The organism is Spirosoma spitsbergense DSM 19989 (assembly GCF_000374085.1).
GTDB classification, from domain to species: domain Bacteria; phylum Bacteroidota; class Bacteroidia; order Cytophagales; family Spirosomataceae; genus Spirosoma; species Spirosoma spitsbergense.
Window position 1 is genome coordinate 21,944 of sequence record NZ_KB893466.1, and the last position, 14,196, is coordinate 36,139.

The following is a 14,196-nucleotide window of genomic DNA, read 5'->3' on the forward strand; positions in this document are numbered from 1 at the left end:
AGGTTACGGAAGTGTTTGGAACGTTAAAGCGTACCTCGTCAGCCTTTCTACTTCATGCGCCAGCGAATTGGTCACATCAAAGGGCACAACGTGCAATCGGGTGGTGGCATCGTAATCAAACACAGCCAGTGGCTGACGGAAGGTTTCGTTGGCGGGGTAAATCAGAAACAGATCACTGGCAGCGTATTTTTTGCCGTAGGCGTATAACTGATACAGATCGGCCTGTTCGATGCCGTATGTGCCGGGGTCTGCCCCGGTACCCAACTCACGCCCCCGGATGGTTTTCCATTTTGTATCGAATACCAGCGTCCGGTCGCTATGCCGGATCACGATATCGGGCCGAAGCCGAAACTTAGGCGTACCTACGTGTTCATCCACCAGATGCGCCGATGATTCCTGGACGCGCACGTCATCGGCATCGGGCCAGTATGCCTTGATGCCATGGGCCACGTAATTCTCAAAAACCCGTTCCATCGGAAAAAGCAATGCCATGCTTGGCGACGGTCCCGTTCTGATGCCAAAACCCCGCCCGTGCAACAGCGCTTCGGCCCAGTGGAGTGCCTGCTCATACCGCCTGAACAACTGACTCGACCGGCGTACAATCCGCAAATCGTCCGGTATTGAATCGGATAGGGGTACGTCATCCATAGCCCAGGCCAATTGGCTGATACGATGCTGGATACGCGGGTTCGCGGTTGCGCTGGCAAGGTACGTCAGCGTTGTTTTCAGGATACGGTTGGCGGCTACATCAGCGGTCAGGCGTTCATACCGAACAGCCAGTCGTTCGGCATGCCAGGCATTCTCCCGCTGCTGCCGGACGTACTGAAATTTTCCTTTCCAGAATCGCTCATTGCCCTCAACCGTTACGTAGGCCCGCTGGATTCCCTGCTGCACCAGTGGTGCCACCGAATCCAGAAAAGTGGTGATAAAGGTTTCCCACAAGGGTAATCGACTAGCCTGCGTGTAGGCTGCCGGGAGCATTCGAAAAGGGCTTTGGCGCAGATACCGTACCATGTTGAGCAATACGGGACGAGCCTCATCCGGTTGCCCTGCTTTGGGCAGAATTTCAAGCTGTGTCCGATTGGTCAGCGGCAGTAGCCCGACGTAATTTCGCAGTTTAACCAGTTCCCGTCCCTTTTGCACCGAAAAGGCGAGTAGCCCATCGGCCTGTTCATTGTCGAAGGCAAACTGCCGCAGTAGCTGAAAAACGGAATCGGGTACACGTAAACCGCCAAAGGGTGGCTCGGTCCACTGTTTATCAGAACCGATGGCGCTGTTTTCCTGTACAGACAGGGTGGTAATCATAGGCTACTAACTCCTTCCTTTCATGAAATCACCGGCAGCTGATTTGAGCAAACCAGCGAAGGAGTTCAGGCAGAACAGCACACCCCGGTCAATCAACGCTCTGGCCTGATCGCCGGTGGCAGCTGTCGTGCCTGCAATGAGACCGGCTTTTCTGATTTTTTCGACAACGCCCGCAATGGTCCGTTTTACCTCATCGTGGCCGGGTCCGTCGTAGTAACCCATACTCATGGCCAGGTCACGCGGCCCAATTACGAAACCATCGACGCCTTCAACCTGTAATAAATCGTCGAGATTAGCAATGGCTTCGGTATCTTCGATCTGGGGTAATACCAGCGTTTGTTCGTTGGCAAATACAACGGCTTCGCCCTGATTCATGCTTCCCAGCAGATAATCATTGGCCCGTACCGGTCCGAAGCCACGTTCGCCCAGGGGTGGGTATTTCACGGCTTTTACCAGTGCTTCGGCCTCGGCCACCGTCCGCACACCCGGCATCATAATCCCCATAACCCCGGCATCCAGAAACTGTAAAATGAGTTTGGCGTCGTTGCTCCGAACGCGGGCCAGGGGGGTAATACCAGCCACGTCGCAGGCCCGCACAATGTCCTGCACCTGAGCGGTAGTGACGGGGCTATGTTCGCCATCGATCATGTAAAAATCAAGGCCCGACAGGCCACAGAGTTCGGCAACGGTGGGGTCAGTACTGTTAGACAAAACGCCCAGCACGGGCTGGCTGTTTTTGAGCCGGGTTTTAACGATATTTTGTTTCATGTAAAGAAAATAAAGCAGATGTCAAACTGAGTAGTAAGCGAATCATCCTCCGTTTATAACCCAGTGGGCTTGCGTGGGATTATGAGCAAATTGAGGCTAAAATTACGTAATTTACGCTACGGTAACGCAGGGGAATACTATGTAAGCAGTAGTATAATGTTGCGATGCCGTTGACCGTTTCTTAGGAAGAATCTGTTCAGTACTATACCTGCCGTACCCAAGGGCAGGATTTATTTGCTCCATTCTTATGCAACGAAGAACTGTATTACAAGGCCTGGCCGTAACCTTCGGCGGTCTGATGAGTCTGCCGGCCTGGGCATCCGGCTGGACGGCCGACTCCCTGAAATCCGCTTCTACCCTCCCCCTCGCCGAAGAAGCCCTGCTGGCCGAAATCGTGGAGACGTTCATCCCGCAAACCACTATGCCCGGCGTGGGATCGCCCGGCGTGGGATCGCCCGGCGCAAAATCACTTGGTGTTCACCAGTTTGCCATGCGGATGATTCAGGATTGCTACGGCCCACCTGCTCAAACGGTCCTGCAACAGGGGTTGGCCCTAACTGAATCGACGGCGCAGCAAACGGCGGGCCAGTCGTTCGTGAACTGCACCACCCAGCAACGGCTGGCCATCCTGACCGCCCTGACCACCAATACCGACCCGGTTGGCAAAGCCTTCGTCGACCTGGTGAAAGGACTTACCATTCAGGGGTATACCAACTCCGAGTATTACCTGGTGAACGTAAAAAAGTACGTTATGGCTCCGGGCTATTACCACGGCTGCGTGGAGGTTCCTGAAGTGGCCCTTAAAGGCAGTCGGTAGTTTTCATTTATCCTTTTTTTATCTTCTGAATACATGGCTTATTTAAACATAGATTCCGTTAAAGACCGTACGTTCGATGCCATCGTTATCGGTTCCGGCATCAGTGGCGGCTGGGCGGCCAAAGAGTTGACCGGCAAAGGATTACGCACCCTCGTACTGGAGCGGGGCCGCGACGTAAAACACATTACGGATTACCCGACCACGATGATGCCGCCCTGGGAGTTTGCGCATGCTGGTCAGCTGTCCAAAGAGTACCGCGATGCCAACCCCATTGCCAGTCGCTGTTACGCCAATCGGGAGGATGCAAAGCACTTTTTCGTTAAAGATGCCGAACATCCCTACGTACAGGAAAAGCCCTTCGACTGGATTCGGGGGTATCAGGTAGGGGGTAAATCGCTGATGTGGGCGCGGGGAACCCAACGCTGGTCGCAGTTCGATTTTGACGGGCCCGCCCGCGACGGGTTTGCCGTGGAGTGGCCCATTGGTTATGCCGATATAGCACCCTGGTACAGCTACGTAGAGAAATTTGCCGGTATATCAGGCAACAAAGATGGTCTGGCTCAACTACCCGACGGTGAGTTCCTGCCCCCGCACGAGCAGTCCTGCGTGGAGAAACACTTCTCCGAGCAGATGGCAAAGCGGTACAATGGGCAGCGGCCTGTTATCATCGGGCGTTGTGCGCACCTGACCAAACCCCAGCCGATTCACTACCAGCAAGGCCGAGCCCAGTGCCAGAACCGCGACCTGTGCCAGCGGGGTTGCCCCTACGGCGGGTATTTCAGTAGTAATTCCAGCACACTGCCCTGGGCCGCCAAAACCGGCAAAATGACCCTACAGCCCGATTCGGTGGTGCATTCGATTATTTTCGACGAGAAGAAAAATAAAGCGACGGGCGTGCGGGTCATTGACGCGCATACCAGCCAGATGACCGAGTACTACGCCCGCATCATTTTTGTTAACGCAGCCTGCCTGAACAGCAACCTGATTCTGCTGAACTCCATCTCGACGCGGTTTCCGCGCGGACTGGGTAACGACAACGGCCTGCTAGGTAAGTACGTAGCGTTCCATAATTTCCGCACCACGATTTCGGCAGAATACGAAGGATTCCTGGACAAAACGACCGATGGCATCCGGCCAAACGGCAGCTACATTCCCCGGTTTCGCAACGTACAAAAACAGGAAACGAGCGGTCCGGCGTCCCGGTTTTTGCGCGGCTACGCAGCTGGTTTCAGCGGTAGCCGTATGACGCATGTCGACATGGCCGGTATGGGTGCGGATTTGAAAGCGAATCTGATGCAGCCCCAATACGGCAACTGGCGGGTAGGTTCTCACATGATGGGCGAAACCATTCCCAAAGAAACCAACTACGTGAGGCTGGATAAGACCCTGAAAGATGCCTGGGGCATTCCGCAGTTGAACATATCGGTGGGGTACGATGATAATGATGAGAAGATGATTGTGGACTTTCACGAACAGATGACCGAAATGCTCACCGGGGCCGGATTTATCAATATCCAGACCCACGACAAACCCGATAAGGCACCGGGCCTGGATATTCACGAAATGGGTGGAGTACGGATGGGGAAAGACCCTAAAACGTCACTGCTCAACAAGTGGAATCAACTGCATACCTGTAAAAACGTGTTCGTGACCGATGGGGCCTGTATGACCTCTACCTCGACTCAGAATCCGTCGCTTACGTTCATGGCGATCACGGCGCGGGCCGCTAACCATGCGGTTGAGGAATTGAAGAGGGGGACTCTGTAGGCCCTTTCACTTATTCCAGAAAATTCTATTACCCATCTCTTTTTCGTTCTCTATGAAGATTCCGTTCACCGGTCTGTTATTCCTGAACCTGTTATCGTTCGCCAGTTGCGCCCAGAATAAGGCGGATACCAACGCGGCAACGGGTACATCACCAACAAAAGCTACCATCAAACCCCTGACCATCAACCTGGCACTGGCCGACAATACCGGCCGCTCGCGACTGGCCCTGACGCTTACCAATACGGGCAATAATTCCCTGCCTGCCAGCGGCTGGACGATGTACTTCAATAGCGGGTCCGCAACCAGTACCGATTCGAACGTGGCCCAGGTGACGCCGGTAAATGGTGATTTTTATTCGCTCAAACCCGGCCCGGCGTTTAAGGCGATAGCGCCCGGACAGTCGGAAACGATAACCATTCAGGACCGGCACATTCGGAACATTACCGACTTCCCGATTGGGTTTTACCTGGTGTTCGACAGCAATTTGGAGGAAGCTTTTCCGGTAGGGCTGACGGTGAACAAAGGAAATCAGTTTGACAAAGCCGACCAGCAACTGGCCGAAAAAATCTACGATCAGAATGCCACGATTCAGTCAATTCAGGCGGATAAAGTGACGAGGATTTTTCCAACGCCCGTTTCGTATCAGGAAACGGGACAATCCTTTGTGCTGGATAAGCAGGTCGTTATTGTAGCGGACAAAGCCTTTACCGCCGAATCAGAAGTGCTGGCTAACGCACTGGCAACGGTAGTAGGCACAAAGCCTGCCATCCGTACGCAGGCTTCGGGCAAAAGTATTTCGCTCCGTAAAAAAGCCGGTATTGCTCCGGAAGGGTATGAGCTACAGATCAATCAGACTGGTATTACACTAACTGCTTCGGAGGGGGCGGGTTTGTTCTACGGCATTCAGTCGCTGCAAACGCTGATGCCGCCGGGTGCGGTAAAATCGGGGTCGGTAAGTCTGCCGGGTTTAGTCGTTAACGATGCACCCCGGTTTCCGTACCGCGCCTTCATGATGGACGTAGCCCGGAATTTTCAGCCCAAATCGGAAGTATTGAAAGTGCTGGATCTGCTGGCACTGTACAAATTCAACACCCTGCACCTGCACTTCAGCGATGATGAAGGCTGGCGGGTAGAAATGCCCTCCCTGCCCGAACTAACTACCGTAGGTGGCAAACGGGCGTACTCGGCCAATCAAAAAGAGAGCATCGTATCGTCCTACGGCTCTGGTCCATCCGCCGATAACACGTCTGGCACCGGTTTTTACAGCAAAGCCGATTTTGTGGAAATCCTCCGGTACGCTCACGAACGGCACATCAACGTAATTCCTGAAATTGAGTCACCCGGCCACGCCCGTGCCGCCCTGCGGGCTATGGATGCCCGCTACGAGCGGTTAATGAAAATGGGCAACAAAGCCGAGGCCGAACGGTATCTGCTCCGCGACCTGACCGACCAATCCGTCTACCGGTCGGTACAGGGGTGGAATGATAACGTGATCGACGTGTCGCTGCCGTCGGTTTATGCCTTCATGGAGCGCGTGGCCGATGATTTACGGGCTATGTATACCGAAGCAGGTGCGCCCCTGAACACGATCCATTACGGGGGCGATGAAGTACCGAAAGGCGTATGGCAAAAGTCACCCTCCGCACAGCGGCTGATGGCTCAGAACGCAGCCATCAAAACGACGCAGGATTTATGGGAGTATTACTTCGGCAAACTGGACAAGGCACTCAAAAGCCGTGGTTTGTATTTGTCAGGATGGGAAGAAATCGGGCTGACAAGAGCCGTAAAAAACGGTCGGTCGATATGGGTACCGAACCCGGTATTTGCCGGTAAGAATTTTCACGTGAACGTCTGGCAAAATAGTCCGGGGTCCGGGGCGGAGGACCTCGCCTACCGCCTTGCCAACGCGGGCTATAAAGTTATTCTGACGCCTGTTACGCACCTGTATCTGGATTTGGCGTACAATACTTCGTCAGAAGAGCCCGGTCAGTATTGGGGTGGCTACGTGGACATCGACAAGCCGTTTTATTTCATTCCGTACGATTACCTGCGAAACTTTAAGGATGACAAGACCGGCAAACTCTTTCCGCCTTCGGTTATCAAAAGTCGGGAACCGCTAACGGCAGCGGGCCGGGCAAATATCGTGGGCATCGAAGCCCCACTCTGGTCAGAAAAGATTTTGAGTCCCGACCAACTGGAGTACAAACTGTTACCCAAGCTACTATCCGTAGCCGAACGGGCGTGGGCCAAAGACCCCGCCTGGGCTACCGGGACCAACACGGCCCAGAGCGACCAGCTATACACTCGGGCCTGGTCTGAATTTATCCATACGTTATCGGAACGGGAGTTACCCCGGCTGGATACCTACGCGGGTGGCTTTCAATACCGCATTCCCACGGCGGGCGCTAAAATCGTATCGGGCAAACTGGCGGCTAATGTGCAGCTCCCCGGCATGACCATCCGCTATACAACGGACGGCACCGAACCCACGGCATCCAGCCCGATGTATACAGAGCCGATTGCCGCCACGGGCACTATCAAACTAAAAGTGTTCAACAAAACCGGCCGGTCAGGGCAAACGGTGACGATACAATGAATGAATAATGGATAATGTACAATGGATAATGAATTAGCCGCTACCTTTCTATCTCTTTCATTAGACATTATCCATTCATCCTCAAACCATGGAAAATTCCGCAAGCTCCCAAACCCGCCCCATGCTGGCCGATACCGGCAACCGCTTTCTATCGCTGGACGTGTTCCGGGGGCTGACGGTTTGTTTTATGATTGTGGTGAACACGCCCGGCAGCGGGGCCGTGCCTTTTGCCCCGTTGCTACACGCCAAATGGCACGGCTTTACCCCTACAGACCTGGTGTTTCCGTCGTTTCTATTTGCGGTGGGCAACGCCATGAGTTTTGCCATGAAAAAATACAGCGCGTTGGGAACCGGAGCGGTGCTCACCAAAATTGCCAAACGAACGGCCCTGATTTTCCTGCTCGGCTACCTGATGTACTGGTTTCCATTTTTCCGGCTCGATGAAGCCGGTAACGTGACAGGATTCCCCATCAGCGAAACCCGCGTCTGGGGCGTTTTGCAGCGGATTGGCGTGTGCTACGGCCTCGCGTCGCTGCTGGTCTATTTCTTCTCCACCCGAACGGTTATCTGGTTAAGTATCGGTTTTTTAGTAGGTTACTGGCTGATTTCACTGGGCTGGGGCGACCCCAGCGACCCGCTGAGTCTGACGGGCAACGCCGTCCTGCGGCTCGACCGCTTTCTGGTGGGCGATGCTCATTTGTATCATGGTGAGGGCGTAGCGTTTGACCCGGAAAGACTGCTGAGTACGCTGCCCGCCATTGTCAACGTTATTATTGGCTATTACGCCGGGCAGTATGTGCAGCGGGCGGGCAAAAACTACGAGAGTGTAGCCAAATTACTATTGGCCGGGGCCGCGCTGATTTTCCTGGCCCTTTGCTGGAACATGGTGTTTCCCATCAACAAAAAGCTGTGGACCAGTTCATTCGTGCTGGTGACAACGGGCCTTGATTTGGTCATTTTGGCCAGCCTGATGTACGGTATCGAAATCCGAAACTGGAAACGCGCCAACTGGCCGCAGTTTTTTGTCATTCCCGGCAAGAATCCGCTGTTCATTTACCTGCTGTCGGAACTGGTGGTCATCATCCTGTACATGGTTCCGGCGGGCGGTGGCCAAAGCGCGTTTGACTGGATTGGCATTCACGTTTTTCAGGGACTCGTGCCGGGGGCGTTTGGTTCGCTGCTATTCGCGCTTACGTTTATGCTGTTTTGCTGGAGCGTAGGCTGGCTCCTCGACCGGCGCAGGATTTACGTGCGGGTATAACAGCAATAAAAAGTCGAATGACGGCTTCGGTTCGCTATTGTACTGCATATTTTGGCTGGACGTTATTTATTTACGTTATTTATTTACTGAAGTTACGCAGGGTCAATGTTTAACAAGAGATTCTTTTGTTGGAGAAACCGGAGTTCAGCTAAAGCTGCCTGAATGGCTTTGATATACAGTCGACCTTTCAAGGCGAACTGATTCGTTGATTCAGCAAGTTTTAAGCCCTCTAACTTGACAAAAGCACAGACTGAANGATAATTCGGTCATTACGCTTCAGGCGGTGCAGAGTGGAGCTTCCAGTAGCTTTGCCTACAACTGGCTGGCGGCCTGTAGTTCCTCAACGGCCAATACCCCGCCAACGGTGGCTAATCCGGTTTCGCCCCAGTCGGCTACGGTTAACATCGGTTACACGCTCTCGCTGGCCAATGTGTTCACCGATGCCGAGACGCCTAATGCCCTGGTATTGTCGGTAACGGGGCTGCCCGCGGGGCTGAACTTCGTGGCTCCCTCGACTATCTCGGGTACGCCGTCGATGAGTGGGGTGAGCAATGTGACCGTCACGGCCACCGATCCGGGTAGCCTGTCGGCCAGCACCAGCTTCACCATCACGGTGAGTCCGGCAGCGGGTACGCCCCCCCCACCAACGGGTGCCTTCAGCATCACCAGCGTTCAGACTATTAGTTGCGAAGTGCTCTCGGCGGGTCAGCGGAGACTGACCTTCAATCCCCGGTACGCGGGCCTGAACGGCAGTCCGGTGAGTTTCTCGGTGGTCAATGAGCTGCTGCCGACGACCAATCCGGGTCCTTACACCCTGGACCTGTACACTGATAATTCGGTGGTGACGCTCCAGGCGGTGCAGAGTGGTATCAGCAGCAGCTTTGCCTACAACTGGCTGGCGGTTTGCAGCAGCACGACGGCCAACACCCCGCCCACGGTGGCCAATCCAGTGTCGCCCCAGTCGGCTACGGTGGGCGTGGCTTACACGCTCTCGCTGGCCAATGTGTTTACCGATGCCGAGACGCCCAACCAGTTGACGCTGGCGGTTTCGAGTCTGCCCGCGGGTCTGAGTTTCACGGCTCCTTCGACCATCTCGGGTACGCCTTCGATGTCGGGTGTGAGCAATGTGACCGTCACGGCGACTGATCCGGGCAGTCTGTCGGCCAGTACCAGTTTCAGCATCACGGTGAATCCGGCGGGTGGTACTCCTCCGCCCACGGGTACGTTCAGCATCACGGGCGTGACGACGGTGAATTGTGGGGTGATCTCGTCGGGCGTACGGAGTGTCACGTTCACACCCCGTTACGCGGGTGTAGACGGCAGTCCGGTGAGTTTCTCGGTGGTCAATGAGCTACTGCCGACGACCAATCCGGGTCCTTACACGCTCCGGTTGTACACCGATAACCCGACGATCACCCTGAGTGCGGTACAGAGCGGAGTGAGCAGCAGTTTTGCTTACAACTGGCTGGCGGCCTGTGCGCCGGGTGCGCCGGGTGCGCGGGTGAGCGGGGAGCCGGTTTCGGGCTTGCAGCTTCAGGTGCTGGGCAACCCGGTACGTCAAGTGCTGGAAGTAGCCGTCACAGGAGCGACCGGTAGTTCGCTGAATCTGACGCTGACTGACGGTCAGGGCCGGATTGTCGGTCAGCAGGCTGTAGAAAAGGCTACTGCTTCGGAGCGGGTTGAGTTCCGTGTGCATCATCTGCCATCGGGTGTGCTGATTCTACGGGCTAATACCTCAACACAGTCGCAAACCGTCAAGGTGATTAAAGCGGAATAGTCTGATTCATCTGCTATCAGAAAGAATGATTATACTAACCGGGCCAGGATTTCCTGGCCCGGTTATTTTTTGCCGACTCCCTATTTGCTGGTTAGTAAAGAAAGCTACCCATCCACCCGCTAAAAACATCCATTTGTCGTTATTATCATATTCGATACGCGGATTTCACCTATTTTCGCCGTTATAGTAATACAACCCACTTCATTCATGACCGAAAATAATACCGGACTACCCTCTTTTATTCGTTCCTGGAATCAGCTCTACGCCATTGTGATGGGGAGCCTAGCCGTTGAAATTATCCTGTTTTATCTGCTAATGCGCTGGCTGTCATGAGTATTGTTGACTGGAGTGTGTTGGTGTTGACACTGACTGGTATTGTTGCCTATGGTATTGTGCGAAGTCGGGGTAGCCGTAGCATGGACGATTATCTGCTGGCCGGTCAGTCGTTGCCCTGGTATCACGTTGGCCTATCCGTGATGGCTACCCAGGCCAGTGCCATTACCTTTTTGTCGGCACCGGGGCAGGGGTTTACCGATGGAATGCGGTTCGTTCAGTTTTATTTCGGGCTTCCCCTGGCGATGGTCGTGCTGTCGATCACCTTTGTGCCCATTTTTCACCGGCTTAAGATTTTTACGGCCTACGAATTTCTTGAGGACCGCTTCGATACGCGGGTGCGGACGCTTACGGCGGGACTGTTCCTGCTCCAGCGCGGCCTGTCGACCGGCCTTTCCATTTACGCCCCGGCGATTATTCTTTCGACAATTCTGGGCTGGAATATTTACTGGACTAATCTGCTGATGGGGGGTATCGTTCTGCTGTACACCGTAACGGGGGGCACCAAAGCGATATCATACACCCACCTGCAACAAATGGCTGTGGTGACCTTTGCTATGGGACTGGCGGGGTATCTGACGGTGAAAATGCTGCCCGAAGGGGTTGGCTTTGTCGATGCGTTACACGTAGCGGGTGAAGCCGGGCGTATGAACCTGATCGACCTTAAATTCGACCCGGAAAGCCGGTACAATCTATGGTCGGGCCTGATTGGGGGGTTCTTCCTGCAACTGTCTTATTTCGGTACCGACCAGTCGCAGGTAGGACGATACCTGACGGGGCAATCCATTGGGCAAAGTCGACTGGGGTTGTTGATGAACGGCTTACTGAAAGTGCCTATGCAGTTTTTGATTCTGCTGGTTGGGGTGCTGGTGTTCGTTTTTTATCAATTCAATCCGGCGCCTACTTTTTTCAATAAACAGGAAACCGAAAGTCTGAAAAACAGCCGGTACGCATCGCAGTATCAGCTAGCCGAAATCAAGCATCAGAACCTGACTACCCAGCGGCAGCGGGCCGTTCTCGATATGCAGGCAGCGTTGCAGACGGATGATGAAGCAGGGCAGACCGCAGCAGGTACGATACTACGTGAAACCGACGAAGCCCTGAAAGTGGTGAAAACGGACGTGACCAAACTGATCCGGCAAAATAACCCGGCGGCCGATACCAACGATGTGAACTATATATTTCTGCGCTTTGTGCTGGACTACCTGCCACACGGACTGATAGGCCTGCTGATTGCCGTTATTTTCAGTGCCTCCATGGGGTCCATTGCCTCGGCCTATAACTCCCTGGCTTCTACAACGGTGGTGGATGTGTACAAACGGCTGATAAACAAAGCAGGTAGTGATGCCGACTACCTGAATGCGTCGCGCTGGGCCACCATTGGCTGGGGTATATTCTGCATTGCGGTGGCGCAGTTTGCCAACCAGTTAGGGAGTATGATCGAGGCCGTCAACATCCTGGGTTCGTTGTTTTACGGGGTTATCCTGGGCGTGTTCGTGGTGGCTTTTTACGTAAAATCTATCGGTGGTCGGGCTACTTTCTGGGCCGCTATCATCTCCGAAGTGCTGGTGGTCATAAGCTGGATACTCAATCTGACGGCCTTCCTGTGGCTCAATGCCATTGGGTGTTTGCTGGTTGTGAGTATCGCCTGGGTATTGCAGCGCACGGTGTTCAGGGATCGTTGAACCAGTAAAAGATATCCGTCTGCTTCCGTGATTTTTTACCAGAGAGTATCTATTTTTTAACTTTAAGGCAACGTCATTGCCCTTGTCCGTCAACTATGTTAGTTCGTTTTTTACTCACTTGTCCTGAACCGGTACGCTATGGCAAGTGAATTATTTAATCGCCGGGATGTCATCGCTTACTTTATTGTGGCGGCCATTGGGGCTTCGCTGCAACTGATTGCGGGTAGTTTGTTGCAGGACTGGTTTCTTATTACCTATGAGCAGGCATTGCTGGCAGGTTACCTGATTGCTTTTCTCGCCGGTTTCTTTTTAACCAAACTGTTTGCGTTCAACGCCCGAAATTCAGCCCAAACCAAGCGCGAAGCCGTTAAGTTTACGATGGTTTCCGTCCTCTCCTGTATTATTACCGTCTATGGTTCGTCGATTGCTTACCAGTATTTAGCCAGCGAGTTCGAGCAACTGACTTTTCTGATCCCGTTTTCAGTAAAAGAGGTTAACGTGACCAAACTCATTTCTCAACTAACCGGTATGGGTCTCAGCTTTGTCAGCAATTATATCCTGCATAAGCAGTTTACCTTTCGGAACACCGGATTTTACGAGAAGCTCAAAAATCTGCTGGGTTTATAGAGCGGGTTAGACGCAGAAAGGCCCTCCTGAACATTCAGGAGGGCCTTTCTGTAAATGATATACTGATATGCCTTTATTTCATTTTGTCCCCTTCCCCACGAGCATGATCGAAGCCGATAATATCCTGAGTTCGTTGTCTTACGGGGTTATCCTGGGCGTGTTCGTGGTGGCTTTTTACGTAAAATCCGTCGGGTGTTTGCTGGTTGTGAGTATCGCCTGGGTATTGCAGCGCACGGTGTTAAGGGATCGGATTAGGTAAAAGCGCCCGTTGCGTAAGGTCGGCACGGGTCACGACCGGGATTAACTGGGGACGAAACGCTGGTCGGGTATTAAGAGACCAACGTGCATCAAATGACGAATAGTGTCACCTGTTGCACGTTGGTCGGTTCGTGATGAAGTAGAAAAGAAAATTAATCGATAACGAAGGTGTCCAGTTCAGTAACCGTTGTGTAGCGGTAAAGCATACACTACATGTCGGCCGTGGTTAATGCCGCCGACGTTTTTGGCTCATTCTTGGTAGAAGCTACGGCAGCACTATAGATGACCAGTCCGAAACCGATTTTGTTAACGGCATCACCAATGTTATAAATCAGGTCAAGGTTAAGGCCCAGCCCGCTCAGTAAACCACCGGACATGGTCATGTATCCAATAGGATAAATACCCCAGCCGACCAGAACGAAATTGCGCAGCAACCGAACGGCTTTGGCTACTTCAGGATTTGGCGATAGATCGGCCACCTGTTTTACGCTACCCATCGTTGCTTCGTATACAATACCCAGGTAACCCAGGGTCGAAACGGCTCCCCACAGTATAGTCCGGGTAGGGTCAATCGACTCACCAATGTAACCCGTAACCAGCATGAATACCGAATACCCAATCAAACGCCATAAAGTAGACGTTTTGCCGCCGTAAGGTTTGATCAGGAGATAAAACTCAACGCACATGAGCGGAACGGTCAGTGTCCAGTCGATGTAGCGAAACTCGGTTGGTGAGGTTTTCGTCTCAAGCCAGACACCCCGCATGTAGAAGTAGTGAACAGCTGCAATCATGGTGATGAGTCCCGAAATCAACAGGGAAGTTCTCCATTTGCCTGCCACCTCACCGCGTTCCAGAAAAAAGAACACAGAAGCGGCAAACATGGACATGTAGCCCGTAAAGAAAGTAAACCCAATAACGTCACCTGGCTGGAGTGTTTCCAGTAAAATGGAAGTGATTTGATTAAACATTGTTGAAGAGAGTTTATTGTGTATATGAAGGTGT

At 53.2% G+C, this 14,196-nt stretch carries 12 protein-coding genes; 9 read left to right on the forward strand and 3 right to left on the reverse strand.

Features of this window, described 5'->3' with window-relative positions; all coding sequences use genetic code 11:
• Positions 1 to 3: 3 nt before the first annotated feature.
• Both B157_RS0109420 and B157_RS0109425 read right to left on the reverse strand, forming a co-directional pair.
• On the reverse strand, positions 4 to 1,305 hold the full coding sequence (locus B157_RS0109420; protein WP_020603092.1) for an McrC family protein: 1,302 nt from the start codon (positions 1,303 to 1,305) through the stop codon (positions 4 to 6).
• A gap of 6 nt (positions 1,306 to 1,311) precedes the next feature.
• Complete coding sequence (locus B157_RS0109425) at positions 1,312 to 2,073, reverse strand: HpcH/HpaI aldolase family protein (RefSeq protein ID WP_020603093.1); 762 nt, start codon at positions 2,071 to 2,073, stop codon at positions 1,312 to 1,314.
• Positions 2,074 to 2,320: 247 nt separating this feature from the next.
• Between B157_RS0109425 and B157_RS0109430 the strand changes: the two genes are divergently transcribed.
• The 9 genes from B157_RS0109430 to B157_RS0109470 all read left to right on the forward strand — a co-directional run bounded on the left by B157_RS0109430 (position 2,321) and on the right by B157_RS0109470 (position 13,195).
• Complete coding sequence (locus B157_RS0109430) at positions 2,321 to 2,890, forward strand: gluconate 2-dehydrogenase subunit 3 family protein (RefSeq protein WP_020603094.1); 570 nt, start codon at positions 2,321 to 2,323, stop codon at positions 2,888 to 2,890.
• A 33-nt stretch (positions 2,891 to 2,923) separates the two neighbouring features.
• The gene (locus B157_RS0109435) at positions 2,924 to 4,657 is read left to right on the forward strand and encodes a GMC oxidoreductase (RefSeq protein ID WP_020603095.1); all 1,734 of its coding nucleotides are present in this window, start codon (positions 2,924 to 2,926) and stop codon (positions 4,655 to 4,657) included.
• A 52-nt stretch (positions 4,658 to 4,709) separates the two neighbouring features.
• Positions 4,710 to 7,253 carry a family 20 glycosylhydrolase gene (locus tag B157_RS0109440; protein WP_020603096.1) on the forward strand — a complete coding sequence of 848 codons (2,544 nt, stop codon included), beginning with the start codon at positions 4,710 to 4,712 and terminating at the stop codon, positions 7,251 to 7,253.
• An 88-nt stretch (positions 7,254 to 7,341) separates the two neighbouring features.
• On the forward strand, positions 7,342 to 8,514 hold the full coding sequence (locus B157_RS0109445) for an acyltransferase family protein (RefSeq protein WP_245565051.1): 1,173 nt from the start codon (positions 7,342 to 7,344) through the stop codon (positions 8,512 to 8,514).
• A gap of 283 nt (positions 8,515 to 8,797) precedes the next feature.
• Complete coding sequence (locus B157_RS34865; protein ID WP_020603098.1) at positions 8,798 to 10,291, forward strand: putative Ig domain-containing protein; 1,494 nt, start codon at positions 8,798 to 8,800, stop codon at positions 10,289 to 10,291.
• A 207-nt stretch (positions 10,292 to 10,498) separates the two neighbouring features.
• Complete coding sequence (locus B157_RS40055) at positions 10,499 to 10,624, forward strand: hypothetical protein (protein WP_020603099.1); 126 nt, start codon at positions 10,499 to 10,501, stop codon at positions 10,622 to 10,624.
• The gene (locus B157_RS0109460) at positions 10,621 to 12,309 is read left to right on the forward strand and encodes a sodium:solute symporter family protein (RefSeq protein ID WP_020603100.1); all 1,689 of its coding nucleotides are present in this window, start codon (positions 10,621 to 10,623) and stop codon (positions 12,307 to 12,309) included. The genes B157_RS40055 and B157_RS0109460 overlap by 4 nt, the downstream gene beginning before the upstream one ends.
• 138 nt (positions 12,310 to 12,447) lie before the next feature.
• Positions 12,448 to 12,936: a GtrA family protein gene (locus tag B157_RS0109465; protein ID WP_020603101.1), complete on the forward strand. Its 489-nt coding sequence runs from the start codon at positions 12,448 to 12,450 to the stop codon at positions 12,934 to 12,936.
• Positions 12,937 to 13,003: 67 nt separating this feature from the next.
• Positions 13,004 to 13,195 (forward strand): hypothetical protein, encoded by a 192-nt coding sequence (locus B157_RS0109470; RefSeq protein WP_020603102.1) that lies wholly within the window; start codon positions 13,004 to 13,006, stop codon positions 13,193 to 13,195.
• Between the two features lie 208 nt (positions 13,196 to 13,403).
• Here B157_RS0109470 and B157_RS0109475 read toward each other — a convergent pair whose 3' ends face one another.
• A complete protein-coding gene (locus tag B157_RS0109475; RefSeq protein WP_020603103.1) occupies positions 13,404 to 14,162 on the reverse strand; it encodes a bacteriorhodopsin-like in 759 nt (252 codons plus the stop codon).
• Positions 14,163 to 14,196: the final 34 nt, after the last annotated feature.